Consider the following 24,849-nt stretch of genomic DNA (forward strand, 5'->3'; position numbering starts at 1 on the left):
TGCAAAATCCTCTTGCCCCAGCTTTCAAGCTGTTCCCCTACCACAGCCGCTTCTTCCCCCCAACAACTACTCATAAAAAAGGGAGCAGCTTGAAAGCCGCCCCCCTTTATTTCCCGGAAAATGTTAGGACAGCCGTCCCATCAAGCGCTCCATACGTTCCAGCGCCTTTTTCAATTGCTCCATCGATGTTGCATAAGAACAACGGATATGACCCTGTCCGCTTTCACCGAACACGTCTCCAGGTACAACAGCTACCTTTTCCTCCATCAGCAGCTTCTCCGCAAACTCAGAAGAACTGAAACCTGTAGAAGCTACAGACGGGAATGCGTAGAATGCTCCGTCCGGCTCGTGGCAAGTCAATCCGATTTGACGGAATCCATCTACCACATAATTGCGGCGCTGACGGTAGCTCTCAATCATTCGTTCCATATCAGAGCGTCCATGACGCAGGGCTTCTAATGCAGCCATCTGAGCCATCGTCGGTGCACACAGCATGGTGTACTGGTGGATTTTCAGCATGCCTGCGAGCAAATCAGGCGACGCGCAAACATATCCCAGACGCCAGCCGGTCATCGCGAACGCTTTGGAAAAACCGGAGATCAGGATCGTCCGATCTTTCATCCCTGGCAGAGCCGCGATACTATCGTGCATTCGACCGTAAGTAAGCTCTGCATAAATCTCATCGGAGATCACCATAAGGTCGTGCTTTTCAATGATCGGCAAAAGTGTTTTCCACTCTTCAGCCGTCATGGTCCCCCCGGTCGGGTTATTTGGATAGCAGAAAATGATTGCTTTTGTACGCGCGGTAATGTGCGTCTCCAGCTCTTGCGGTGTCAGCTTGAACTCGTTTTCCATCGTAGTTTTCAGGAAAACCGGCACCCCGCCAGCCAAGCGAATGACTGGTTCATAGGAGACATAGCAAGGCTCCACGACCAATACTTCATCACCCGGATCAAGAATGGCACGCAGTGCGATATCAATCGCTTCGCTGGCACCAACCGTCACGAGAATTTCTGTCTCTGGATGATAGCTGACAGAGAAACGTTCTTCCAAGTATTTCTGAATTTCCACGCGCAATGGCAGCATACCTGCATTGGATGTATAAGCTGTATGTCCACGCTCCAGAGAAGAAATCGAAGCTTCTCTCATGCGCCAAGGAGTGACGAAATCAGGCTCCCCTACGCCCAAGGAAATGACTCCCTCCATCGATGCTGCCAAATCGAAAAAGCGGCGAATGCCTGATGGCTTCAATGACTGAACTGTATTGGATAAACGGTTTTTGACTTTGACTTGTGTACTCACGGCGTAACCACCATCCTGTGATCTTCGTCACGATCTTCCAGCTCAATACCATCGTGCTTGTAACGTTTCAAAATAAAGTGTGTAGCTGTTGAGACAACTGAATCGAGAGTGGACAGCTTTTGCGAAACAAAAGTAGCTACCTCTTTCATCGTTTTGCCTTCCAAAATAATCGACAAGTCATAGCTTGCACCAGACATCAAGTAAACAGCCTTCACTTCTGGGAAACGGCAGATTCGCTCCGCCACTTCATCAAAACCAACATCGCGCTTCGGCGTGACTTTCACGTCAATCATGGCGTTCACGTACGGATGATCGTCCACACGCTCCCAGTTCACCAGCGCTGGATATTTAACAATGACCTTTTCGGCTTCCAATGCTGCAATCGTCTGCTCAACGACGTCGGTCGGCTCTCCGATCATTTTTCCGATTTGCTCAGCGCTCATGCGACTGTCTTCTTCCAACAGGTGCAACAGCTCTCTTTGCTTCAAGCGATCCATGCCCCACCACTCCAGTTTTCTCTTTATTTTTTGTACATAAGTGCGTGTTCAAGTAGTCGACTTTTTGAACAACGGCACCATGCAAAAAGCCTCAGCAACCAGACTCATGATTTCCATGAATCCGATTGCTGAGGCGAAGGTATCGCGGTACCACTCAGCTTTTTTGCCTCTCTCACAAAAGGCAAACTTGTGCTGTCTACAAAGACATGCGCCCCATAACGTGGGCCATCCGCTGCTTTCTACTTGGCATTTTCAAAAGCAGAGCTCCAAGGTGGCTTTCAAAAAGAGTTCGCGGCTGCCCTCTCAGCTAACAGGCAACTCTCTGGACGTCAAAATCCCTTTTTTACTTTCCTTTTCACGGCTGTGTTGGTTGTTTTATTGAATGTCTCAGATTATAAATGAGGTTTTCTCTCATTGTCAACCAACAACTTCTGTCTTCTGGACCTCTTTCAAACCGTTAGGCAACCAGACGCGAAACACCGTCCCTGTTCCCAGGCTGCTTTGTACGTCAATTTTTCCCCGATGATTTTCTACGATGGATTGGGTGATTGACAGCCCCAAGCCAGCACCTCCGCTTTTGCGTGCGCGTGAGGATTCAATCCGGTAGAAACGGTCAAATACATGCGGGACATGCTCCGGTGCGATCCCGGCCCCATTATCTCTAATCGTCAGTTCAATCCCATTGGAAAGCTTTCTCAATGTAAGCTCGATCTCACCGTTCACAGGTCCAGTATGCTGCACCGCATTTTGAAACAGATTAAGAATGACTTGCTTCATTCCGTCACAGTCAAAAGTAGCCGAAACATTCGATTCTACGCGGAAATGAACGTTTCGGTCACCGGCCAGAACCATGAGCTGCGATTCCATACTGTGCACGACCGCGTCCAACTGCCCTTCTTGCAAAAAGAAAGCAGGTTCCCGATCCATCCGAGCCAGGTACAGCAAATCGTTGACGAGTTTGTTCAGCCGCTCTGTCTCGCCGTGCATGCTTTTCAATGCTTTCTGCAAATGTTCGGGATTTGCCGCCGCACCGCGCAGCAGCACCTCCAAAAAACCATGGATGGATGTCAGCGGTGTTCGCAATTCGTGAGAGGCATCCGCCACAAAGCGTCGCATCCGTTCTCCAGCCTCTTGCTCGATTTTAAAGGAGGTTTCCAACCGCTCCAGCATTCCATTAAAGACCGCCGATAATTGATCAATCTCCATCTGACCTTGATCCATCGGCAGTCGTTCATCCAAATTACCCGCATTGATCCGTTCAACTGTAACCTCAATACGCGAAAGTGGATTCAGCGTACGACGGAGCACAGGCACATAGGTTAACAAACCAATGAGCAAGGCGAGTGCAGATGCAGAGAAGAAAATGATCAACTGTGGAAAGAGAACTTCCCGCATCGAGCCAACAGGTGTACTCAGTTGTACGATTCCTTGCAGCTGTTCAGGTGATTTGATAGGTGCCAGCACGACCAAATAATCCTTCCCAGTGCTACCTTCCAAAATTTTGTATTTAAAACTACATACGCCACTAGCTAAGATCTCACGGTATAAACTCTCAGGAAAGCGCGGGGAATACCCTTCGGTCGGATTCGCAAACAGCTCCGTCACGTTGGCGTCATTGTCAATAAAGGCATACTTGATATCGGGTGTACGCAAGGAAAGCAACGCGCTGACATACTGATCGTTTTTCGGGAGCGTTTCCGTGTCTTCCAAGACCTGATAAGGAACGGTAACTGCCAGATTTAACAGGCTTTCCGCTTTGCTGCGATACAAGAACTGCTCCATCAATAAGTATTGAATCATGCCGATTAGAAGCAGCAACCCGGATAAGATAAATAACGAACGTGACAATAGCTGATAGCGCAAAGAGTTCGGTTCTAGGAAGGCGGCCCATTGATTGTTTCGATTCATCGTCATACAAAATCAACCCGATAGCCCGCACCGCGCAATGTGCGAATGATCCGATGCTGACGATCGTTCAGTTTGTCACGCAGGGAGCGGATATACACCTCGACAATATTCTCCTCCCCACCGAAATCATAGCCCCACACGTTATCCAGAATCATGGGTTTACTCAACACCAAGCCGTGATTCGTCACCAAATATTTCAGCAAAGAGTATTCCGTTGGCGATAGCTCCAGAAGCGTGTCCTCGTAGCTAATCTCCTTTCGTCTGTCATCGATCTGGAAGGGGCCGAGATGCACCTTGGAGAGCAGATGCGGGTAATGATTGCGAATGCGAGCATGGATACGGGCAAGCAGCTCCTCAAAGCTAAACGGCTTGATCATATAATCGTCGGCACCCAGCGTCAGACCTTTTACCCGATCCTCCACGTCTTCTCTGGCTGTTAGCATGATCGTTGCTACATTCTGTATCTTTTTCAGCATCCGGCATACCTCGAAGCCGTCCATACCTGGCATCATCACATCGAGAATGACGACATGGGGCTGATGCTCCTTCACCATGGTCACCGCAGTCATCCCATCTTGTGCCGTCAATACTTGGAAGCCTTCATTTTCAAGACCCATCTCCAAAAATTGCAGGATGGTCGGTTCATCATCGACAAGCAATATTTTAACGCCTTTGTTTAGGCTCATTTTTTTCACCTCACCTCTATTTTACCTGAACAGGCCAAGAGTAGCTGAATGTTTGCTGAATATGCCCTGAGTACGAGCTGAAGGCTTTTTACAGAATGACAAACCAAAAAATGTAAATTTAACATAAAAAACGTTGATAATTCTCTTACCATTGCACTTTCAACAAACTTTCAGCCAGCTTTCAAGACCCACTCAGCTTCCTCTCTCATAATGATCCCTGCGCAGTCAAATACATACGACTCAAGTCTGAACACTTCAAAAACATGGAGGTTATACAATAATGAAAAAGAATTCGGTTATCCTGACAGCTTCAGTTGCCACGCTCGTGGTCGGTATCGGAGGTTACATGCTCTATGACTATTTCGTGGGAAACCATGTGGAGATTCAGCCTGCAGCTGCGGTAACCACAGCCTCATCTACCGCTTCCTCAACGGCTCTGACAGCAGATCAACTGAATAAAAAATGGACGATTAATGACCAGTCCAAAGTCTATTTCTCCGTAACGACGTCGAAAGAAACGGTAAACTTTGAAATGGACGGGATTACCGGCAGCTGGGATGTGAACCTCTCTGCACCAGATCAAATGAAAGCAACAGCTTCCGCTGACTTGAATCAGCTGAACTCCGGTAATGAAAAGCGCGACACCCATATTAAATCTCCTGATTACTTTGATACTGCCGTGCACCCAGCTGCTACTTTTGAAGCGAAATCTTTTGAGAATTGGCCAACGGCATGGACAGAAGGACAAAAGGCTTCGTTCACCATCAATGGCGTCCTGACCGTAAAAGGAATTGCCAAAGACGTGAAAATTAATGCTGACGCGATTTATTCCCAAGGCAAGCTACAGTTGGAAGGAACGTCCATCGTAACGTTTGGTGACTTCGGATTGACCAGCCCTCATACAATCGTGGCCAAAACGGAAGAAAACATTAACATTACATTACGACTCGCGCTGGATGCTGTTTAATCAATCGCTTTTCGCAGGAACTGCTTCGAGAGACGTCTGACATTCACAGACGTCTTTTTTCACATATTTTTACATTGTGATATTGACATTGTTAATTCGATATCATACCATAAAAGCATGATAACAGATTCGAGCAAACGGAAAGGATGATCTTGTGAGTACGTCTCCCCTTCGAGCCAAACGCATCCACTATCGTACCAAAAAGTACCGCTCGCCGGATGGACTTCCAACAGATATTTGTCTCTTTACGATCCTTTCCATCCCGCGCCAAACGAAAACCAAATCGCTGCCACACAAGCAATTGGCCGTTCTTTTAATCAAGCGAAAAAGCGATATATTTGGAGAGCAATGGGCCTTGCCTGGCGGGTTTTCCCATGAATCGGAGACACTGGACGAATGCGCCTATCGTGAGCTGAAAGAAGAGACGAATATTGACCGCGATGTACACATCGAGCAGTTAAAGACGTACTACAAGCCGGGAAGAGACCCTCGTGGTTGGATCCCGAGTGTTGCCTATGTCTCCCTCGTTCATGAAGATTTATTGAAGCACGCACAGGCAAACGACGACGCATCGGACGCGCAGCTGTTTCCGATTGAGGAAGCCTTTGCGCTCAACCTTGCTTTTGACCATCGTGAAATTTTAACTGACGCCTTACAGCGAGTTCGTGAGCAGATGCTGCAAACGACTATTGCCAAAGCGTTTTTGCCAGATGAGTTTACCTTGAGTGAGCTGCTGCAAGTGATTGAGACTGTCGTTCCATCCTTTTCGGCAAAAGATCGCGGTAATTTTGAGCGTCGCTTGCTTGCGACAACCCGACGACAAGGACTTCTCGAGCCAGTTCTATCGGCTAACGGACAGCCTGTCTACTCGACCGAGTTTTCGAATTCGCCAGCCAAGCTCTATCGCTTTACTGGCTTTACCCCAATTGCCATGATTTACTGAGCAAGGACACTTTCTCGGTGCTGAACAGCTGACTTTTTGAACGCACAAATTCAGGAGGTTTTTGCCATGAAAGCTTTGATTGTGATCGACTACACGAATGATTTTGTCGCGACAGATGGTGCATTGACTTGTGGTGAGCCTGGTCAAGCTATTGAAGGACGCATTGGAGAATTGATCCGCGACTTCCTCGCAGAAGGCGATTTTGTCGTCATGGCAGTCGACGCACATCGCGAGCAGGACCCGTACCACCCTGAGACAGGCCTCTACCCTCCGCATAACATTATCGGTACGTCTGGCCGGAATTTATATGGCAGCATTCAGGAGATTTACGAGGAATTCGAAGATACGATTCACTGGATGGATAAGACGCGCTACAGTGCTTTTCAAGGCACCGACCTTGCGCTATTGTTGCGCACGAGAGGTATCACTGAGATTCATCTGGTAGGTGTCTGCACGGACATTTGTGTATTGCATACAGCGATTGAAGGCTTCTATAATGGATTTTCTGTCGTCATCCACGAGGATGCCGTAGCGAGCTTTCTTCCAGAAGGTCACAAATGGGCTCTCGGTCATTTTCAGAACCAGCTTGGTATGACTGTCCGCAAAAAATAACAGGCTCATGGCGAATAGGAGGCAATCTTCATGCGAATTGGCATTTATGGCAGCAGCTTTGATCCCATCACGTACAGCCATTTGTTCACGGCAGCGACCGTCGCTCATCGGAGACGACTGGATAAAGTCATTTTCGTACCATGCTCTTCAAAGCGTCATGATAAAAAATTGCAGACAGAGGACGTCCATCGCTTGCATATGCTTAAACTGGCTTTGGCAAGCAGTACACACAAAACAAACAAGTATGGCGAACCACTTTTCGAAATTTCTACAGTCGAGATGGATGCCTTGCCAGGTGAAACCTATACGTATGATACGATGATACACATGAAAAAGAAGTACCCGAACGACGAGCTCTTTTTCATTATGGGATCGGATTTGTTAGAGGGACTGTCTAACTGGGGCAACGCTGAAAAGCTGGTCGCAGGCTTCCATTTCATCGTGATGTCGCGTGAAGGCTATCCGACCGCTGACCTGATCGCGGAAGACGCGCTGCTGCGCAATCACGACGAGCATTTTCTCATTATGAGCAAGGGCATCAACATGGGAATCAGCTCTACCTATATCCGAGACGAAATCCGCAAAGGCGGGGACCCCAGCTTCCTGTTGCCGGATGCTTGCCTTCAGTACATTTATGAAAAAGGAATTTACAAAGAGCCCTACGTATAAATCCAAAAAGAAAAACAGCCGAACCTTCTCAGGTTCGGCTGTTTTTGTCGTCTCCATCAACGATTGAGAGTATTGGCAATTGCAGGCTGTCTTATCTTTTTCTGATAGTTCACCAAGTAAATACTGCACACGATCAATACCAGACCAGCAATGAGCGAATACGTAATCGGCTCGTCCATAAAAATGGTACCAGTGACGACTGCGATGAGCGGCACAAGAAACGTAAAGGCGGCCACCTTGCTCGCTTCGCCTGCATTCACGAGCCCAAAGTAAATGACAATGGCAATCGGTACCCCAAATGTAGCGCCATAGCTGAGACCGATCAGATACGGAACATTCCAGACAATGTCGGACCAGCTCTCTACGCCTGTCCCCAAAAGAGTTAAGGCCGCGCCACCGATGATGCATTGCATGGCAACCATCCACAGCGAATCTACCTTGGCACTGACTTTTTTCACATAGATCACGCCCAACGCCCACGTAAGAGCCGTCAACAAACCTAAAATGACGCCCACGATGGAAACCTGTCCAGTCAGTCCATCTGCACTGACCGCAAGTATCCCGAGGAATCCCATGATCAGCCCAATGACCTTGAGGACCGTCATGCTCTCACCCAACCACAACCAAGCAAAGAGTCCTATCAAGATTGGCTGGAAGTACACCAACACAGAGAATAATCCACCTGGCAAATATACGAGTCCAACCGTCTGAATGCCGTAAAAGCACAAGGTATTCAGAAAGGCAGATATACAATAGCGCAACCAGTTTTCACGCCAGTTGATCTTTTTCCATTTCGGTAAAATGAATAAAGCGAGCAGAAGTCCGCCAATCAGCGAACGCATTCCTGCGAATAAAATTGGTGGCGTATAGGCGAGTGACATTTTGTAGATCGACCAGCTTAAACCCCACATCAATACCAAACTTGCAATAGCGACAACAGTCTTACCCGAAAACTTTCCCACGAGGGGCCTCCCTTTCTAGCTGCACACTTGCTCTTCTGTTTTTGTCCGCCTCTTATAGTACCACACAAAAGAAGAAGCCGGATGTTCTCACCCGGCTTTGCTTCCTGCCATATTATTGCAGCTCTTGGCGCAGGAACTGGTCGAAAGCATCTGTCGGAAGCGGCTTGCTGAACAGATAGCCTTGACCATGGTCGCAGCCATTTTCCTTCAAAGCCGCTACTTGATCATGGAGCTCAATTCCCTCTGCGATGACATTCATATTGAGACTTTGCGCGATCGTGACAATCGCTTTTACAATCGCTTGACTCTCTTGGTTGTGATGAATGTCGCGAATAAATGAGGCGTCAATTTTGATTGTATCGACTGGCAAGCTCTTAATATAACTAAACGAGCTATAGCCTGTTCCAAAATCATCAATCGAAATTTGGATGCCGATGTCCCGAATCTGCTGCAGGACTGCCGTCGCCTCTTCCATTTTGACAAAAATACTCTCCGTAATCTCGAGCTCTAGCCAATCAGGGGACAGATTTGTTTCCCGAAGAATATCCTTGATCATCTCGACCAGATCTTTTTGATAGATCTGTCTCGCAGACAAATTCACAGAGACCTTCAGGGTATATCCTTGATCGTGCCAGAATTTATTTTGTTTGCACGCCTGTTTCAAAATCCATTCCCCAAGCGCCAGAATCATCCCTGTCTCCTCAGCGATAGGAATAAAACGATTCGGCGGGATGATGCCCAGCTCTGGATGCACCCATCTGACGAGCGCCTCCATGCCAGTCATCGCGCTTGTCATAATATCGATTTTGGGCTGGTAGTAAATTTGGAACTGCTCTTGTTCAATGGCTTTCCGCATCTCATTTTCCATCAAGATACGCTCCAGCGACTTCGCTTCCATCGTCGGATCGAAAAAGTCATAGCCATTCTTCCCGCGCGATTTCACTGTATATAAGGCCGTATCGGCCCGTTTCAACAAATCTTCGGGATTGTCCCCATCTTGCGGGTACAAGGCGATGCCGATGCTGCACGACACGTTGAACACATGACCCTCCAATTCAAACGGCCGCTGCAACTGATTCATGATCTGCTCTGCCAATGCAGACGCTTCGCTTCGATCTTGCAGATGGTTCTGCATAATCGTAAATTCGTCTCCACCTAACCTGGCCACGACATCTCCTTGCTTGAGGCATGCCTGTAGACGCTTTGATGCTTCAATCAGCAACATATCCCCTACGTCATGACCGAACGAATCGTTCACATCCTTGAAGCGATCCATGTCCAAAAACAGCACAGCCAGATTCGATTGGAAACGCTTGGCCTGCATCATTTCCTTGCTGAGCTGTTGAACATACATCCGTCGATTCGGCAAGTCTGTCAACGCATCGTGGTAAGCCAAGTGATGAATCGTCTCTTCGGACTGTTTCCGGTCTGTGACGTCACGGGTTACGAGGAGCAGCTTGGTCACATTTCCTTCTTCATCCGCTATCGGATTGATTTTGCTTTCTGTCCAGATAACATCGTTTCTTTGGGTGTTAATCCGGCACTCTACCATGTACTCTTTACGTGTAGAGAAGGCATGCTGAATCGCATAAGCAAAAATATCTCGGTCATCCTCCACAATCCACTCGAACAGGTTATGGATTTCCTCATCAGGAACGGTATGCTCCCATACCCGCTTGTGAGATGGAGACAAATAGAGAAACTCCCCATCCAAGTTGATGATGCTGATGATATCCGATGTGTTCTCCGCGATAATGCGATACTTTTCTTCACTCCGCTTGAGCTCGTCTTCCATTTGCTTGCGACATGTGATATCACTGCGAATGGAAAGGTATTGATAGATTTCGCCCTCTTGGTTCTTAAATGGCACGATGGTTGTATCGACCCAATAATAGCTACCATCTTTGGCGCGATTACGAATTTCCCCCCGCCAGACCTGGCCAGATCGAATACAAGACCACATTTCTTTAAAAAAGCCTTTTGGATGGTAACCCGAATTAAGAATACGATGGTCTTTTCCAATCAATTCGCTTCGTTCGTATTTCGATATGCGGCAAAATTGCTCATTTGCCCGCAAAATAATCCCCTTATGGTCCGTAATTGCCAAGATCGTGGATTGGTCCAAAGCGTATTTGACATCTGCCAGCTCATTCACAACCATGTTCAGCTCACCATCTTTTTCGCGTAGTAGCCCAGCCCAATCTTGGGGTGTCAGTGAAGATATCATTTGGTTATACATTTCAATCTCCTGTTTATACTTTCGAATACAGTCAAAAAAAATGATCCTTACAGAAGGATCGTAACGTTCTGAATACAAGTTCGTTCCATTTTACCATGTTTTTCCGAAAGTTCAACGAGAACAACTGCGGTAGAAACAACATTTTTACAAACTTCTTGATGTGTCCATACGAAAAAAAATGAACCAGCACACGTAGCCTGGCTCACTTTTTTCAACAATGGGTATGATGAGACTGCTCCCCCTTACAAGCGGGCAAGAATGCTGCGATCGAGGTCTGCGACAGAATTGCTGCCAGACAGCGCCATCGCGACGTCAAATTCATGGATGAGTGTATCTAACACACTCGCTACACCTTGCTCTCCGGCAACGGCCAGTCCATACAAGAATGGGCGACCAATCAGGATAGCATTGGCACCTAAAGCCATCGCTTTCATGACATCTGCTCCTGTACGCACGCCACTGTCGAGCAAGACAGGTATTTTGCCAGCTACCACCTCGGCAATCGCTGGCAACGCATCCAGTGTAGAAATGGCGCCATCCATCTGTCGCCCACCGTGGTTGGAAACGATGATTCCATCTACGCCATGCTCTAAAGCAAGCCGCGCATCATCCGGATGCAAAATGCCTTTTACCAAAATCGGCAGGCGAGTATGCTCACGCAAAAAGGCGATATCGTTCCAATTCAGCGCTGGATGATAAATGTTTTTCAACACTTCCTCCACTGCATTCTCCGGCGTTACCTCAGGGAGTCTCGAGCAAAAAACAGGGTCTGTCAAGTAATTCGCCAGTCCTCTTCCTTCGCGCAGTGGCGAATACCCGTTACGGAAGTCTCTGCGCTTCCACCCTAGCATAACGGTATCTACCGTGAGGACAATGGCAGAATAGCCAGACTTTTCCGCTCGTCTGACCATGCTCGCAGAAACCTCTCGATCATTCGACCAATAGAGCTGGAACCAACGATAGGCATCGCCCATCACTTCAGCAATCTGTTCGAGCGAGTGAGCGGAAACCGTACTGGCTACGAACGGCACTCCGGCTGCTGCCGCCGCCTTTGCAGACGCCAGCTCCCCATCGGGATGTGAAATCGTCTGCATACCCACAGGAGCCAAGAAGATCGGTGTGCGTAACGCTTGATTATACAGCGAGATACCAAGTGTACGATTCGTCACATCCCGCATCATCCGCGGAATGATTGCCCAACGGGAAAAAGCTGTCCGGTTTTCTACCAGCGTTTCCTCTGCCCCTGATCCCCCAGCAACGTAATCAAATGGCCCATCCGGTAACACCTCTCGCGCCTTTTTCTCCCAATCCTCAATGGAAATCGGCAGTGCCTGCGTGTCTTTGTTCACACGGGTAAATAAGAGTGATTCCTCATTTGTTTTCATCATCTGGTTTGCTTCCTTTCTGCGATCGTCTTTCATCTTTTTTATCTCAATTCACATAAATTCGCAATAGTCTTAATCTCTTTTCTATTCCACAGGCTTGTCCACATTCGCAACTGCCTTTATCAAGGCTACTTTTTCTTTTTGCCTTTTCGGGCTTTGCGACGGATTTGTTTCTTTGCTTTTTTTTCCTTCATTCCACGGGTAATTGAACCCACCCATGTGATGGTTTGACTATTTTCATTGATGACCTTTACCACGTTACCACTGTTGTTTCCACCTGAACCGGCAAACGCTTTGGTTACGCTTTTAGGAGAGTTATTTGCCGTATCACCAAAGTTAATGTTTCCGACATTGTTGTTGATTGTCACAGTTCCCACAAAAGTCGGCAATTCCTCTCCCTCCCCGTCTGCAATGGCTTATTTCCATCATATTCGGACGGTTTTGCGCCCGCTTGGACGATGGTTGAGGGCATTTGTCTGATGTGATCTTGCGAAAAAAAAATCTCCCCGAGTAGACAAATCTACGCGAGGAGAAAGACCTTTTTATTGCGCGGTATAACCGCCGTCGACCAGTAGGCTTGTCCCTGTGACGAAGGAAGCATCATCGCTGGCAAGGAACAGAACAGCCTTGGCGACTTCTTCTGGTTTACCCAAGCGCCCCATCGGATGCAATCCAATCAGGTGCTCGTTTAAGGCTTCATTTCGACCAGCGATCAGCGGCGTGTCAATATAGCCCGGGCAAACCGCATTTACGCGAATCCCTTGCTTCGCATACGTAAGTCCTAGTGTCTGGGTCAGGAGCTTCACTCCACCTTTGGCGGAAGAGTATGCGGTCACGCCAGCTTTTCCGGCATGGCTATGGATCGAGCCACAATTGACGATCGCGCCGCCAGTCCCTTGCGCCAGCATTTGCTCGATAACGTATTTATCGCACAAGAACACGCCAGTTAGATTGATATCAATCGTTCTTTGCCAATCATCCATGCTCAACAGATGACCTGGTGCGTCTTTCGCGATACCCGCATTGGCAAACAGAATGTCTACCTTTCCGAACTTTTCTACAGTGGCGTTCACCATGTTTTTCACTTCGTCTTCTTTCGTTACGTCCGTTTTCACGAACAACGCATCGAAGCCAGTTTGATTCAGCTCTTCCGCCAATTCATTACCACGTGGGGAGAAGTCAGCAATCACTACTTTCGCCCCTTCTTTTGCGAAGAGACGGACGGTCGTCTCTCCGATTCCGCTTGCTCCACCTGTTACGATCGCTACTTTATTTTCGAGTCTCATGGGTAACTCCTCCTATTTTCAAAAATGGTATTCATACCGTTTTATCTCGCTGTTGCGCCGCCATCGATGACGAATTCCGCCCCTGTGACATGAGAAGACTCGTCAGAAGCGAGGAACAGCACCATATGGGCTACATCCTCAACAGTTCCGAGTCGACCTGTTGGAGTCGCTTGTGCCAACTCTGATTTGGAATGCTTTGTCGTTTCCGAAGCATAGGACACCATGTTTGTATCGATATAGCCAGGGTGAATCGAGTTCACGCGCACACCGTGTGCCGCATACTCCATCGCTGCATCCTTGGACATGATGCGAACCGCTCCCTTGCTCGCTCCGTACAAGACGTGACCCGGCGCACCAAAAAGCCCAGCGATGGAAGAGGCATTGATGACAGAACCACCTTGTTGTTTTGCCATGAGTGGCATCACATGCTTCATTCCCAAAAAGACACCCGTTACGTTAATCGCCATGAGGCGATTCCATTCCTCTACGGTAATCTCCGCCAACGGTTTAATGATATAAATGCCTGCATTGTTGAACAGGATATCTACTTTCTCGTATTGTTCTACGGTGGTTGCTACTACTTGCTGCCATTGCTCTTCGCGGCTTACATCATGCGCAATCGCGATGGCTTCTCCACCCGCATCCTTGATTTCGGCTACCGTCTGAGAGGCACTGTCCAGATTGATATCGGTAACGACTACTTTCGCACCTTCCTTGGCAAAACGAATCGCCGTTGTTTTCCCGATTCCTGTTCCACCACCGGAAATGATCGCTACTTTCCCTTCGAGTCTCGCCATTGTAAACGCCTCCATTTATTATGTCTTTTGTACCTGATCTCTTGCCTTGCTTTCATTATAGGACTCTTTTATATTTAAAAATATGTAAACATACTTACCCTTCCTTAAGTACGACTAAAGGATGTGAGCTTGCCAAATGCATCTGGAACAACTGGAATATATCGTAGAAATAGCGAAGGCAGGCTCCCTGACCAAAGCCGCTCAGAACAAGCATGTGACACTCTCCGCCATCAGTCAGTCGCTCGCCAGTCTGGAAGCAGAGCTAGGCGTTACTCTGTTTACACGCTCGCGCCTTGGAGCTGTACCGACCTCTGAGGGGCGCATCATCATCAAAAAAGCGTTTGAAGCCTTGGGAAAAATCCAGGAGATTTGGGAGGAAGCACAAAACTACACGAACACGTTGACTGGTGAGTTGAGACTCGCTACGATTCCCGGTCCCATGAATCTACTGGTCGATGCCGTCGCGAGCTTTAAAAAAGATTATCCTCACATCCGTACCGAAATTGCAGAAAAAGGCACGCAGGAAATATTAGAGGACATTCTTCATGACAAGCTGGACATCGGGCTAGTCATCATCCACGAGAACCTGCTCAAAAAGAGCGAGGGACTTGGCTTGGTGTTCGAACAGTTGCTAGAGGGGAAAATGGTCGTCGGCGTCCCCAAAAACTCGCCCCTTGCCTATCAGGATTCCGTTACGCCCGAAGAGCTTCGCAAGCAATCCTTTGTCCTGTACAACGACGACTATGTCAAATGGTTCGTAGAGGATTTTGCCGCTACGTATGGTCCTGTCGACATTTTGTTTACGACTAACAACACAGAAGCCCTCCGCAATGCGATCCGGCAAAATCTCGCTGTTACGATCGGACTGGATTATTCTTTTGTTCATGAACCACATTTGCAAGACTCCGATACGAGAACCCTTGATTTGGATATCCCTTATCAGCAACCTATTTATTATGGCTGGGTCCGCTCTGCGGAACGGCATTACTCCCGCATTTCCATGAACTTTATCAATCGACTCCAATACGATTTGAAAAGCAAGAAATACTCCCCGCTTCTTTAGTAAGCAAAAAGGCTGCCGGCATTATTTTCGCGGACAGCCTTTTTCTATTCATTCTTACTGCGCTGGAGCAAGGAATGTCTGTTTATTCTTACCATCGATGATGAGAGCCGATCTAGCCTTCACCACTTGATTCTCGTACGTGAAATCTTTCTGTGAGAAATTGGCGATCACTTGCAAATCATCCCCATAAACTGCCTTTTGCACGAGTCTGTCTTCAGACAACACGCGATAATCGGTCATCTCTTGCTGCACTGCTTTTTTATGGAAGGGAGACCACACCTTCAGATAGTTCATGATCAACTCTTGTTCAGCATCCCACATCTTTCTATCCACATGATAGAGCGGCGGAACATTGTAGAGCAGTTCTTTGAGCATGCGAGTACCGACTTCTCCCTTGATCTTCAGGCTCCCCCACTCCCAGTGATGGCTTGTGATCACCGAGTTATTGTACACCAGTTTGTATAGCGGCAAGGAGTACGCTGGATCAATGTACACATGCTGGTACTCTTCCTTGATCGGAACCTGCTTCTTGTATCTCTCTGGAATCTCACCCGCTGGGGACCAATAACCTCCCACATAATACGGGCTTTGCTTGTTTTTTCGCATATCTGGATCTGCCCATTTGATGACAGGCGTCTCAATCCCGTGGGCAAAAGCAATGCTTCTGCTAGCGAAGTCGTTGCCCGTCTCAGAGCCAACGACCAATTTCTTTTCATCACGAATGTAGTCCATCCGTGCAAGCTTCGCCTTCATATCCTGTGCTTCTGTCGTCGTGTGCTCAGGTGAATAATCATCGTTGAAATCTCCTGCTGCATCCACATCAATAAACCACGAATTAAAAGCGACATCGTTACTCATGATTTCATCCATGCGCTGCTTCACACTTGGCAGCGATAAGGTTGGATTCAGCAATCTGCCACGTTGCAGAAAACCAGCCTTCTTTTCTCCATTTTTCTTCGTGATTGTCGCATTCTCATACAAGCTCTTATCCTTGAAAATGGCCGTATTCCAATCCTGATTTTCTTCCTTATGAATGGAATGGTACGAGTCGTAGCTAGCGATCAAATAGCCTGTATCATTCGCCTGTTGAATGAATGCTGGCTTCATGTATGCGGCTGTCCAGTCCGGCAAGCCGATCCATGCATTCGTAATTCCGGCTGCTTTCATGTCCTTGAGCAGATCAGTAGAATCCGCATTGCCCCACTTTTCTACCGGTGGAACGGCATCCTGCAATACACTTTTCAGCAGTTGTTTGTTCAAGTCGTACAGCTGTGCTTCCGTCAGCTTGTCGATCCCTTTTCCGATGAGTTCTTTTGTCTTCTCATCGACGTTCGTAAATAGCTTCGGATTGTAAAACTCACGCGAGCGCAATGCATAGTTGAACCCGCTGATGATCGCTCTCTTCTGGTAGTCCGCAACGTAATCCTGTTTTTGAATCTCGCGGAATTGCTGGATGCTCTCTTTTCCATCCTCGCTGCTTTGCAAGAACTGCTCCATCCATCCGATGAAATTCGCGTCCAGTTTGGTTTTCAATGCACGCCATTTTACATCCTCAGCAGTCAGGAAGCTCTTGTTCCACAAATAAAAATGAGGAGCTCCGTACAGCTTTTCCACATCCGGGTTCGCTTTCGCTTTTTCAGCAAGAGTCAGCAGCTCTCCCTTTTCCTTTATATAATCCTTGTACACGCCTGCAATGCTGACTGGATCATTGTCTGTTACATACAAGCGGAATCCGTAGGTCTTGTCTGAATGAATCGTCGGGAACTCATGCGAGAACGTGAAGGAAATCGTCGGATCGACTGCAAAATCGACTGTACTGTTAAACAAGTTGTCCACCACGAACATGAGCGCGTACTTGTTCTTATTGACAGCAAAAAAGCGCATCGAGAATGACTCCGCGAAAGTAAGACTCTCCTCTTTGAAAAAGGACTGCCACTCTCTGTCGTCGGCAGGAATCCACTTTCCTTCCCCCAAAGGCAGCATATAGCTAGGTCCTTTCACGGTAGGCCAGGAAAAGCTCTCTGTCCCTGTCGAGGTCAGGGTGATTTGCAAATGATCTTCTTTCTTTTGAAGCGAGACATCCAGCTTATCGTCTGGGTAGCTCCAGGTAATCTCTTGCTCACCTTTTTGTACATTCGCTACCTTACGCGCTGGCATAGGCTCAGAAGCGCTTTCCTTAACTCCGTCTTTCTCGACAAATACTTCGAAGGTCTCCGGCTTCACATCAAAAGTAAAATCTGCGTGTTGCTTCGCCTGCACTTGCCCGTTAGCATGGTTGCTCTCACAACCAATTACTACTTGGAGCATGAGGGCGAACACGATGAGTAAAATCGCTTTTCTTTTCATGAAATCCTCCTAGATCGAATAACTATGTATATCGTATTACGATGTACATATGCATAAAAAGTCATCGAAAACCTTGTCCAAGGTCACCTTACAACCCGGCGACCTCGGTCCATGAGTCTTCTTCGACTTATGTTGCTTTTTACGAGGGTGTAGCGGACAAATCATCATCGAAGCGAATACTTTTCCTTCGCCTGTGTATCATAGCTGCTCCTAATCGAAACATGCCATAACCAATCAGTCCCCCGATTACATTCAGCAGTAGATCATCGACATCAAAGCTTCCTAATGCAAGCAAAAGCTGCAACGCTTCAATGATAAGACTGGCAGACAATGTGAGAAAAAACACGCGATGCATGTTTTGAAAGGACAAGAATAACAGCGGCAAAAACAATCCCAGCGGCAAAAAAATAAGGATATTCCCTATCAAGTTATACATCACCGTACCGAAGCTGTAATGATCATAATGGAAGACGTAATCCACCAAGGTTTGAAATGGCTTCGTATTTTGAAAAAGATGCGTATATTGCGGGACGCCGTACTCGATCATCCTCTGCTTCCATTCCACTGTAAAAGCTCTGCGCCGGAAGCGATCAGGCGACAATAACAAGAGATAGCTGGAGATCGCTACATACAAGAAAAACAACGTCATGAACCATTTGCGGAAGTATTTATCAATGAGCGGCATCGATTCAGACAGTTCCCGGCTGATTGCCCCCGTAGGTCCAAATCGTTGAATGGTCAGAGAGACGGCTTGCTGTTCCTCGTAGCCTTCTTCGACCAGCTCACACTTCATGCTCCTTAAATGATCCATCAGCTCATCCTTGACATCCTGCTTTTCCCATTTGGAACACGGCAAACGATTGACAACCCGCTCTGCGTATTCTTCCAGCTTCATTCGCTTACTCACTTCCCTCATTGACGAGCGTAATGAGTCTGCTCAAGCTCTGCCAATCCTTCATCTTGTCTTGAAGAAGTCCCTGGCCTGTCTTGGTGATCCGATAATATTTACGGCGTCCGCCCTCATTGGCTTCCCCCCAGTAAGACTCCACTGCCTTTTGCGTCTCCAATCGCTTTAGGGCAGGATATAGTGTGCCTTCACCGATTTCATACAGCTCATCGCTTTTATCGCGAATCTTCTTGGCCAACTCATAGCCGTACTGATCTTTCTGTGCGATCAGCGAGAGTAGCAATAGATCGATGCTTCCTTTCAACAACTCTTTGTTCACAAAAGCATCTCCTCCCTGTGACATGCCTAGAGATTACCACACTATACCTCGTGATACAAGGTAGTTGATCAAGGAAATTTGCGGATAATTCATTTAGTTCTATGTAATTATTGACAATAATAAAATAGGTAATATAGACTATATTCGACAAGATTTTTCATGAGTCTACGTACTTTTGGATGATCATTCTTTTCAAAACACAACTAGATAATAGGCCCATAGAATGAACCAAAAAGAAGATCTTCCCTTTTATGGAGCAGGTTCCTTTCAATTCGTGACTTCATTCTCTCTAACAGGAGGCACTTACATGCTTGCCGACTTTTCATCGATCGTTCTGAACGCAGTTCTCTTAGCCTATTTTGCAATTGGTGTGCTATTTTTGTATTCCGAATCCAAATTTTTGCGTAAAATGAAGACTCGTAGAAATAGATAAGCCGATTTTTAGATAAAGGAGTTTGCACGTACATTGAGATCTTTTTTTCGCCAATTTCTGCCACGTCAGAATCAACCCCAAGAAATTACCTACAAGGAACTGGATTCGAAATTGATCAAAGCTGCTCGCTACGATCTGGTTACAAACCACCTCTACATCCGTTTTCACGATGGACGCGAGGTCGTTTACTGTCGGGTCACTCCTTACGCTTACAATGCGTTTTTAAATGCTGACTCGTTCAGCGATCATTTTCATTCGTTCATCAGCCAACGGTACTTGAACTATCAGGTGATGTAACCTGTCTATACAAAATGCCCTCAGTCTGTCTTCTCGACACTGAGGGTATTTGTTGTTGATCTTCTCTATTTTAATGCGCGATGCAAAAATGATTTGGTCCGCTCAAATTTAGCGTTTGTAAACAATTGCTCAGGTGTCCCCGACTCTACGAATTCCCCGTTGTCCATAAACATGATTTGGTTCGCCACCTCGCGCGCGAATCCCATCTCATGCGTCACAACCATCATCGTCATATGCTCTTGGGCAAGCTGCTTGATGACTTGCAGGACCTCACCTGTCAGTTCTGGATCGAGCGCAGACGTAGGCTCGTCAAACAACAAGATTTGCGGATTCATCATCAATGCTCTGGCGATCGCCACACGCTGCTTCTGTCCGCCTGAGAGCCTTGCTGGGTATGCGCCTGCCTTATCAGACAAGCCGACCTTTTCCAAGAGCTCTGCACTCATGCGCTGGATGTCCTCCGCCGCCTCCCCTTTGACCACTCTAGGTGCGATCTCAAGATTCTCCTTCACCGTCAAATGAGGAAACAGATTAAAATGCTGAAATACCATGCCCATTCTCGAGGTGATCTGCTTGATTTCCTGGTTACTGGCGTAAACGCCGTCCTTCACCAAATAATCATCCTGCACCCGAATGCTGCCACCATTCACCTGCTCCAGATTGACCAAGCTACGTAGCATTGTGCTTTTGCCGGAGCCAGACGGTCCAATGACCGCCACGACTTCGTTCTTTTTCACCGAAAACGAGACATCTCGCAAAACTTCCTGATTGCCAAACGATTTCTTTAGATTCGATACTTGAATGATATCCATATTGCGCCAGCCCTTTATTCGAATTTGAACCTTTTTTCCAGCCACTTAAAGAATAACGTCAACAATAGCGTCATCAACAAATAAATGATTCCGGCAATAAAAAACGGAACGATGGTAAAGTCGCGATTCACAGCCGTTTGTGCAAAGTGAAGCAATTCTGGGACGGCAACCGCATAGAGCAGCGCTGTATCCTTTACGAGAGTAATGGATTCATTTGCGACGGCAGGCAAAGCCACGCGAAACATTTGCGGCAAAATAATCTTGTTGGTCGTCTGCCATTTGCTAAAGCCGAGTACCTGCGCCGCCTCGTACTGTCCTTTGTCGATCGACAACAGTCCTCCACGGAAAATCTCCGCGAAATACGCTGCGTAGTTCAGCACAAAGCCGAGGCATGCAGCTACGAATCGATCCATAACCAAGTATTCTCCGATCACTGGCAAGAGTGGGAGACCAAAGACAAAAAACAATAGCTGTAATAATAGAGGCGTTCCACGCATGACATACACATAGGTGTGCGCGAACCAAGACAGACCTCTGCTGCTGCTATTCGCCATTAAGGTAATGAGAAATCCCAATGGGATCGATGCCAGGATGGCGATGAAGAACAGCAACACCGTCATCTGCGCCCCTTCTAGCATGGGCACGGTAATGGAGATAATATAGTCTAAGCTCATCTGGTATGCTCCTAATCCTTATAATAAAGCGTGGCTTCGCCAATCATTCGGCGAAGCCATCGTATCTTCCGTTTATTTCAACACGCGATTTTCGCCAAACCATTTTTCTGATATTTTAGCTGCTGTTCCATCCTGATTCATGGTATCCAAGGCTTTTTGCAGTTCGTTCAATAACGCCTCGTTCCCTTTTTTGACGCCCACTCCATACTCCTCAGGTGCAAGTGATTCTTCCAACAGCTTAAAGGTTCCAGGTTCTTTTGCCATGTAGTAATCGGCTACAATCTGGTCGATGACAACTGCTTCCACGCGGCCAATCTTCATATCGCTCAATGCCAGTACATTATCAGGATACTCTGTAATTGATTTGACCTGATTTTTCATGTCACTTGCATTGACAGCGTCAGCTGCGGAAGACAGCTTTTGCAAACCAATTGCTTTACCGGCCAAGTCTGACAGCTTGGTCCAGTTGCTATTTGCCATCGTGACCACTACTTGCGCGTTTTTCAGATAAGGCTTGGTAAAGAGAACCTTCTCTTTTCTCTCATCTGTAATCGTATATCCATTCCAGATCAAGTCGATACGACCGCTATTTAGTTCAGACTCTTTTGCACTCCAATCGATTGGTTGAAACTCGACTTGTTTTCCCATTTTTTCGCCGGCTGCACGTGCATAATCAATATCAAAACCGACTAGCTCATTTTTTTCATCCCGGAATCCCATTGGTGCAAACTTATCATCAATTCCGATAATCAGCTTGTTCGCGTCAGCGCCAGTTTTTGCGCTGGAACAGCCCACTACCAATGAAACCATCGCACTCAACAACAAAGACATCCATGCTATTTTCTTCATCGTGATGATCCCCCTCGTTTCCCTACTCTATATTTTACTCTGATAAAGTGGTAATACGTTAACAAGGTATCATGATAGCACATTAGCAAGGAATAGTCGATACTTTAGCAAACAAAAGCACCTTAGAAATATACGCCAAATGAATGAGTAAAATGCCCGACTAGCAGATGCATGTCTTTTTCTTTTTTCCGACACTCCCTCGTTCCTCTATCTTTTTGATATACTCCGTAGCCAACGGAACCTTGCACGCTGTCTGTCCGACGTCCACATGTACTTTGCCAATCGCTGCGGCCACTTCCAACGCTTCCTGATGAAGTTCCGGTACATACGCACCTACTGAAATAACGAATTGATTCATGGTGTACCGTACGCGATTTTGTTCCTGATGAATCGTCTCCTTCACTCTCATGAGGAGCCGTTTGATTTCTTCTTTATGTAGCTGTTCATCGGGCGTAATCGACAAGTAGTTCGAATACGTATTCCACCCACATGTGGCTACCATCTCTTCCTTTGACTCGATCCATTCTCGTGCCAACTCCATGGCAAAATGACTCTCAGCCGCTACACTCGCAACCGTATATTCGGCGGGCGCGTACCAAGACGCTTCCTTGACCCAAGTCTGTAACCGCTCTTTTGTCATGCTCTTTGGGTCAACCGTCAATCCGGCCAAGTACATGGCGTCGTAGTTTCCCGTATCGTACAGCGCCTGGACGAGCTGCTGATCACGCTTGACCTCCTTGACCAGCTTTTTCATATCGCCGACTCGCACGCCAAACAAAGGCTCTTTTGCTCCATGCCGCAATAACGTTTTTTTCGTCTGCTCTGTCCCCATCGCTTCGAGCTTCTGCATGACTTCTTCCAGCGTCATCTTGTCACCCTCCTTTTTCTTCTATTAATTAGGATAACCAGCGGCGTTACCTCCAACACGAAAAAACCCTCCTCATTTAAAGGAGAGCTTTTTCCTGAAGAGCTTGACGCGCTTTTCCTATCCTTACGCCTGACTGCGTACTTTGATATACGAAACATTTCTGACGTTGATAACAACATCATCGTACTGTAGCCATCCACCGTCTTGATTAGCGACCATTTGAATGATCTCTTCCGGTTCCGTCGTTTCAACGCTAATCGTTTCACCGCCTCCGGAAAAGTAAAATTGAATCACTTTTACTTCCTTCATAAAATCCCCTCCTATTCCTTCTAGTTATCGGATGGTTGGAAAATTTTTGTTATGGGTGATTTTTTAGGTATACTTTTGTTGCAGCTATTCCGTTTTGAATGTATACCATTTCTGTGAAAAGGGGTTTGTTGAAAATGCCGGATTCGGTACACACGAGAAAAGGAGCAAGTAAAGCCTCGCTCATCCCTGACAATGTTTTAGCACTCCTTCATGCTGGAGAATTAGAAAGTGTCAATTTGACTGAATGGCAGGCTGTTGATCATATTCATCTGGTACAAAGCGTTCTGCCTCATGTTCAATTAGACACACATATCTCTCAACTTGTTTATCAATTAGAAGAAACGGGATCTACGAGCGGAATGAAAGCTATCCGTCTGATTGGCCAAGAACTACTTGCGATCTTACACAAATCGGGTGAACCCACAGCTACGTCTCCCGTTTTCCTATCGTTGGCCACCCACAAGTCAGACAGTGTACGTTGCTGGAGTGCCTATATCATTGGTTTGGACAACAGCTTATCGCTCGAAGAAAAGCTAAGGCAAATAAGAAAACTCTCGGCAGATCATCATTTTGGAGTGAGAGAGATAGCATGGATGGCAATTCGAGATTCTCTCGTGCATGATCTGAACCATTCCATTCACCTCCTGAGCGAATGGGTACTTGATACTGACGAAAATATTCGCCGCTTTGCGGTAGAAGCTACACGCCCTCGAGGGGTCTGGTGCAAGCATATTGACACATTGAAAAATGAGCCTGCTCGCTGTCTGCCCTTGCTTACGCCAGTGAAGTCAGATCCATCCAAATATGTTCAAGATTCTGTTGGGAATTGGTTGAACGATGCGAGTAAATCACAACCTGACTGGGTGACGCAGCTTTGTGACGATTGGTTAAGAATCTCTGATACAAAGGAAACGAAAAGAATTGTCACCAAAGCGAAAAGAACGATTCTGAAGACCCAAACCGAACAGAAATGATGAACCAAATCACCTATTTATCTCAATTTTATTTGTTAAATTCATTATCCGAGGAAAGTTTGCGCTTAATCGATCAATTAACCTCCTTATCCCCTTTTCCCAAAAATACGTGCATTCAAACACCAGAAACTTTTTCAGAGGGCTTTTACTTCATCAAACAGGGGAAAGTACGTTTATATAAAGTAAATCGGGATGGGCGGCAGTTCACATTCGATATCCTCGGGGAAGGCAATGTGTTTGGAGAAGTGGATCTCCTCTCATTAGGTACACGGGAGATGTATATAGAAGCCATCGAAGACTGCCTCATTTGTAAAATGAGCAAAGCAAAATTTGAGAGCTACATAATCGAACATCCGCAACTGATGATGAAGATCATGAAGATCATTAGCGATAGAATGGTTTCGATCAGCCAGGCAGCCGAAAATCTTGCTCTTCTCCCTTTACAAGATCGCATTATTTCCACATTAGTAAGGCTTGCCGATCAATTTGGCACTCCTAACAGTTCGGCATTTCAACAAATTGACTTACCTCTTTCCCATCAAGAACTCGCCCATTTTGTCGGGGCATCCAGGGAAGCTGTGACGGTAGCATTACGTGCTTTAGTAAGAGAAGAACTAATTCAAACAGGCTTTAAATCCATTTCCATTCATCGGGACGAAATTTTGAAGAGAATGTAATCCAGGTTACATCTTCCCCTCCAAAAGAAAGATATCGTAAAGCTATGGCTTTTACTATTCTTTCGAAA

General features: G+C 46.8%; 26 protein-coding genes and 1 other annotated feature. Of the genes, 8 read left to right on the forward strand and 18 right to left on the reverse strand.

Annotated elements, in window-relative coordinates; genetic code table 11:
• Positions 1 to 123 precede the first annotated feature (123 nt).
• The 4 genes from HP398_RS17300 to HP398_RS17315 all read right to left on the reverse strand — a co-directional run bounded on the left by HP398_RS17300 (position 124) and on the right by HP398_RS17315 (position 4,393).
• A complete protein-coding gene (locus tag HP398_RS17300; protein ID WP_017251967.1) occupies positions 124 to 1,302 on the reverse strand; it encodes an aminotransferase in 1,179 nt (392 codons plus the stop codon).
• Complete coding sequence (locus HP398_RS17305) at positions 1,299 to 1,799, reverse strand: Lrp/AsnC family transcriptional regulator (RefSeq protein ID WP_173623232.1); 501 nt, start codon at positions 1,797 to 1,799, stop codon at positions 1,299 to 1,301. Before HP398_RS17305 ends, HP398_RS17300 begins: the two co-directional genes overlap by 4 nt.
• A 126-nt stretch (positions 1,800 to 1,925) precedes the next feature.
• Positions 1,926 to 2,167, reverse strand: a binding site (T-box leader).
• Between the two features lie 49 nt (positions 2,168 to 2,216).
• On the reverse strand, positions 2,217 to 3,713 hold the full coding sequence (locus HP398_RS17310) for a sensor histidine kinase (protein ID WP_017251966.1): 1,497 nt from the start codon (positions 3,711 to 3,713) through the stop codon (positions 2,217 to 2,219).
• A complete protein-coding gene (locus HP398_RS17315; RefSeq protein WP_020477559.1) occupies positions 3,710 to 4,393 on the reverse strand; it encodes a response regulator transcription factor in 684 nt (227 codons plus the stop codon). Before HP398_RS17315 ends, HP398_RS17310 begins: the two co-directional genes overlap by 4 nt.
• Positions 4,394 to 4,673: 280 nt before the next feature.
• Between HP398_RS17315 and HP398_RS17320 the strand changes: the two genes are divergently transcribed.
• The 4 genes from HP398_RS17320 to nadD all read left to right on the forward strand — a co-directional run bounded on the left by HP398_RS17320 (position 4,674) and on the right by nadD (position 7,584).
• Positions 4,674 to 5,360, forward strand: coding sequence for a YceI family protein (locus HP398_RS17320; protein WP_173623233.1), 687 nt, complete (start codon positions 4,674 to 4,676; stop codon positions 5,358 to 5,360).
• A 154-nt stretch (positions 5,361 to 5,514) separates the two neighbouring features.
• A complete protein-coding gene (locus tag HP398_RS17325) occupies positions 5,515 to 6,303 on the forward strand; it encodes an NUDIX hydrolase (protein ID WP_173623234.1) in 789 nt (262 codons plus the stop codon).
• A 66-nt stretch (positions 6,304 to 6,369) separates the two neighbouring features.
• Positions 6,370 to 6,915, forward strand: a complete 546-nt coding sequence (locus HP398_RS17330; RefSeq protein WP_017251962.1) for a cysteine hydrolase family protein — start codon at positions 6,370 to 6,372, stop codon at positions 6,913 to 6,915.
• 30 nt (positions 6,916 to 6,945) lie between these two features.
• Positions 6,946 to 7,584, forward strand: a complete 639-nt coding sequence (gene nadD, locus HP398_RS17335) for a nicotinate-nucleotide adenylyltransferase (protein ID WP_173623235.1) — start codon at positions 6,946 to 6,948, stop codon at positions 7,582 to 7,584.
• 56 nt (positions 7,585 to 7,640) lie between these two features.
• Here the strand turns inward: nadD and HP398_RS17340 are convergent, their stop codons facing one another.
• From HP398_RS17340 to HP398_RS17365, 6 genes are all read right to left on the reverse strand, one after another.
• Entirely contained in the window at positions 7,641 to 8,546 is a 906-nt protein-coding gene (locus tag HP398_RS17340) for a DMT family transporter (RefSeq protein ID WP_017251960.1), read from the reverse strand.
• A 112-nt stretch (positions 8,547 to 8,658) separates the two neighbouring features.
• Positions 8,659 to 10,785 (reverse strand): bifunctional diguanylate cyclase/phosphodiesterase, encoded by a 2,127-nt coding sequence (locus tag HP398_RS17345; protein ID WP_173623236.1) that lies wholly within the window; start codon positions 10,783 to 10,785, stop codon positions 8,659 to 8,661.
• A 242-nt stretch (positions 10,786 to 11,027) separates the two neighbouring features.
• Positions 11,028 to 12,173: an alpha-hydroxy-acid oxidizing protein gene (locus HP398_RS17350; RefSeq protein ID WP_173623237.1), complete on the reverse strand. Its 1,146-nt coding sequence runs from the start codon at positions 12,171 to 12,173 to the stop codon at positions 11,028 to 11,030.
• 125 nt (positions 12,174 to 12,298) lie between these two features.
• Positions 12,299 to 12,547: a spore germination protein gene (locus HP398_RS17355; protein WP_328139110.1), complete on the reverse strand. Its 249-nt coding sequence runs from the start codon at positions 12,545 to 12,547 to the stop codon at positions 12,299 to 12,301.
• Positions 12,548 to 12,712: 165 nt separating this feature from the next.
• Entirely contained in the window at positions 12,713 to 13,456 is a 744-nt protein-coding gene (locus HP398_RS17360; RefSeq protein ID WP_017251956.1) for an SDR family NAD(P)-dependent oxidoreductase, read from the reverse strand.
• Between the two features lie 41 nt (positions 13,457 to 13,497).
• Positions 13,498 to 14,253 (reverse strand): SDR family NAD(P)-dependent oxidoreductase, encoded by a 756-nt coding sequence (locus HP398_RS17365; RefSeq protein ID WP_173623255.1) that lies wholly within the window; start codon positions 14,251 to 14,253, stop codon positions 13,498 to 13,500.
• 136 nt (positions 14,254 to 14,389) lie between these two features.
• Between HP398_RS17365 and HP398_RS17370 the strand changes: the two genes are divergently transcribed.
• Positions 14,390 to 15,316 (forward strand): LysR family transcriptional regulator, encoded by a 927-nt coding sequence (locus HP398_RS17370; RefSeq protein WP_017251954.1) that lies wholly within the window; start codon positions 14,390 to 14,392, stop codon positions 15,314 to 15,316.
• Positions 15,317 to 15,370: 54 nt separating this feature from the next.
• Here HP398_RS17370 and HP398_RS17375 read toward each other — a convergent pair whose 3' ends face one another.
• From HP398_RS17375 to HP398_RS17385, 3 genes are all read right to left on the reverse strand, one after another.
• Complete coding sequence (locus HP398_RS17375) at positions 15,371 to 17,662, reverse strand: glycoside hydrolase (protein ID WP_173623238.1); 2,292 nt, start codon at positions 17,660 to 17,662, stop codon at positions 15,371 to 15,373.
• A gap of 139 nt (positions 17,663 to 17,801) precedes the next feature.
• Positions 17,802 to 18,578 carry a VanZ family protein gene (locus tag HP398_RS17380; RefSeq protein WP_254476180.1) on the reverse strand — a complete coding sequence of 259 codons (777 nt, stop codon included), beginning with the start codon at positions 18,576 to 18,578 and terminating at the stop codon, positions 17,802 to 17,804.
• Positions 18,562 to 18,888 carry a PadR family transcriptional regulator gene (locus HP398_RS17385; protein ID WP_173621031.1) on the reverse strand — a complete coding sequence of 109 codons (327 nt, stop codon included), beginning with the start codon at positions 18,886 to 18,888 and terminating at the stop codon, positions 18,562 to 18,564. The genes HP398_RS17380 and HP398_RS17385 overlap by 17 nt, the downstream gene beginning before the upstream one ends.
• Positions 18,889 to 19,354: 466 nt before the next feature.
• Here HP398_RS17385 and HP398_RS17390 point away from each other — a divergent pair, with 466 nt between their 5' ends.
• Complete coding sequence (locus tag HP398_RS17390; RefSeq protein ID WP_017251949.1) at positions 19,355 to 19,618, forward strand: KTSC domain-containing protein; 264 nt, start codon at positions 19,355 to 19,357, stop codon at positions 19,616 to 19,618.
• Positions 19,619 to 19,683: 65 nt separating this feature from the next.
• Here the strand turns inward: HP398_RS17390 and HP398_RS17395 are convergent, their stop codons facing one another.
• The 5 genes from HP398_RS17395 to HP398_RS17415 form a co-directional block, all read right to left on the reverse strand.
• Positions 19,684 to 20,430, reverse strand: coding sequence for an amino acid ABC transporter ATP-binding protein (locus HP398_RS17395; protein WP_017251948.1), 747 nt, complete (start codon positions 20,428 to 20,430; stop codon positions 19,684 to 19,686).
• A 14-nt stretch (positions 20,431 to 20,444) separates the two neighbouring features.
• On the reverse strand, positions 20,445 to 21,104 hold the full coding sequence (locus tag HP398_RS17400) for an amino acid ABC transporter permease (protein WP_173623239.1): 660 nt from the start codon (positions 21,102 to 21,104) through the stop codon (positions 20,445 to 20,447).
• Between the two features lie 72 nt (positions 21,105 to 21,176).
• On the reverse strand, positions 21,177 to 21,953 hold the full coding sequence (locus tag HP398_RS17405; RefSeq protein ID WP_017251946.1) for an amino acid ABC transporter substrate-binding protein: 777 nt from the start codon (positions 21,951 to 21,953) through the stop codon (positions 21,177 to 21,179).
• Positions 21,954 to 22,113: 160 nt separating this feature from the next.
• On the reverse strand, positions 22,114 to 22,821 hold the full coding sequence (locus tag HP398_RS17410) for a DNA alkylation repair protein (protein WP_017251945.1): 708 nt from the start codon (positions 22,819 to 22,821) through the stop codon (positions 22,114 to 22,116).
• A gap of 123 nt (positions 22,822 to 22,944) precedes the next feature.
• Positions 22,945 to 23,130, reverse strand: coding sequence for a hypothetical protein (locus HP398_RS17415; protein ID WP_017251944.1), 186 nt, complete (start codon positions 23,128 to 23,130; stop codon positions 22,945 to 22,947).
• Positions 23,131 to 23,264: 134 nt separating this feature from the next.
• Between HP398_RS17415 and HP398_RS17420 the strand changes: the two genes are divergently transcribed.
• Complete coding sequence (locus tag HP398_RS17420) at positions 23,265 to 24,104, forward strand: DNA alkylation repair protein (protein WP_017251943.1); 840 nt, start codon at positions 23,265 to 23,267, stop codon at positions 24,102 to 24,104.
• A complete protein-coding gene (locus HP398_RS17425) occupies positions 24,104 to 24,781 on the forward strand; it encodes a Crp/Fnr family transcriptional regulator (protein WP_026043351.1) in 678 nt (225 codons plus the stop codon). Before HP398_RS17420 ends, HP398_RS17425 begins: the two co-directional genes overlap by 1 nt.
• The last annotated feature ends 68 nt before the right edge of the window (positions 24,782 to 24,849 follow it).

This window comes from Brevibacillus sp. HB1.4B, assembly GCF_013284285.1.
In the GTDB taxonomy this organism is placed as follows: Bacteria; Bacillota; Bacilli; order Brevibacillales; family Brevibacillaceae; genus Brevibacillus; species Brevibacillus porteri.

Excerpts from the sequence above, each read along its gene's own strand:
- HP398_RS17305 (WP_173623232.1), bottom strand. The coding sequence starts at position 1,799 with ATGGATCGCTTGAAGCAAAGAGAGCTGTTGCACCTGTTGGAAGAAGAC.
- HP398_RS17310 (WP_017251966.1), bottom strand. The coding sequence starts at position 3,713 with ATGACGATGAATCGAAACAATCAATGGGCCGCCTTCCTAGAACCGAAC.
- HP398_RS17315 (WP_020477559.1), bottom strand. The coding sequence starts at position 4,393 with ATGAGCCTAAACAAAGGCGTTAAAATATTGCTTGTCGATGATGAACCG.
- HP398_RS17320 (WP_173623233.1), top strand. The coding sequence starts at position 4,674 with ATGAAAAAGAATTCGGTTATCCTGACAGCTTCAGTTGCCACGCTCGTG.
- HP398_RS17330 (WP_017251962.1), top strand. The coding sequence starts at position 6,370 with ATGAAAGCTTTGATTGTGATCGACTACACGAATGATTTTGTCGCGACA.
- nadD (WP_173623235.1), top strand. The coding sequence starts at position 6,946 with ATGCGAATTGGCATTTATGGCAGCAGCTTTGATCCCATCACGTACAGC.
- HP398_RS17345 (WP_173623236.1), bottom strand. The coding sequence starts at position 10,785 with ATGTATAACCAAATGATATCTTCACTGACACCCCAAGATTGGGCTGGG.
- HP398_RS17350 (WP_173623237.1), bottom strand. The coding sequence starts at position 12,173 with ATGATGAAAACAAATGAGGAATCACTCTTATTTACCCGTGTGAACAAA.
- HP398_RS17360 (WP_017251956.1), bottom strand. The coding sequence starts at position 13,456 with ATGAGACTCGAAAATAAAGTAGCGATCGTAACAGGTGGAGCAAGCGGA.
- HP398_RS17365 (WP_173623255.1), bottom strand. The coding sequence starts at position 14,253 with ATGGCGAGACTCGAAGGGAAAGTAGCGATCATTTCCGGTGGTGGAACA.
- HP398_RS17370 (WP_017251954.1), top strand. The coding sequence starts at position 14,390 with ATGCATCTGGAACAACTGGAATATATCGTAGAAATAGCGAAGGCAGGC.
- HP398_RS17375 (WP_173623238.1), bottom strand. The coding sequence starts at position 17,662 with ATGAAAAGAAAAGCGATTTTACTCATCGTGTTCGCCCTCATGCTCCAA.
- HP398_RS17380 (WP_254476180.1), bottom strand. The coding sequence starts at position 18,578 with ATGAGGGAAGTGAGTAAGCGAATGAAGCTGGAAGAATACGCAGAGCGG.
- HP398_RS17395 (WP_017251948.1), bottom strand. The coding sequence starts at position 20,430 with ATGGATATCATTCAAGTATCGAATCTAAAGAAATCGTTTGGCAATCAG.
- HP398_RS17400 (WP_173623239.1), bottom strand. The coding sequence starts at position 21,104 with ATGAGCTTAGACTATATTATCTCCATTACCGTGCCCATGCTAGAAGGG.
- HP398_RS17405 (WP_017251946.1), bottom strand. The coding sequence starts at position 21,953 with ATGAAGAAAATAGCATGGATGTCTTTGTTGTTGAGTGCGATGGTTTCA.
- HP398_RS17410 (WP_017251945.1), bottom strand. The coding sequence starts at position 22,821 with ATGACGCTGGAAGAAGTCATGCAGAAGCTCGAAGCGATGGGGACAGAG.
- HP398_RS17415 (WP_017251944.1), bottom strand. The coding sequence starts at position 23,130 with ATGAAGGAAGTAAAAGTGATTCAATTTTACTTTTCCGGAGGCGGTGAA.
- HP398_RS17420 (WP_017251943.1), top strand. The coding sequence starts at position 23,265 with ATGCCGGATTCGGTACACACGAGAAAAGGAGCAAGTAAAGCCTCGCTC.
- HP398_RS17425 (WP_026043351.1), top strand. The coding sequence starts at position 24,104 with ATGAACCAAATCACCTATTTATCTCAATTTTATTTGTTAAATTCATTA.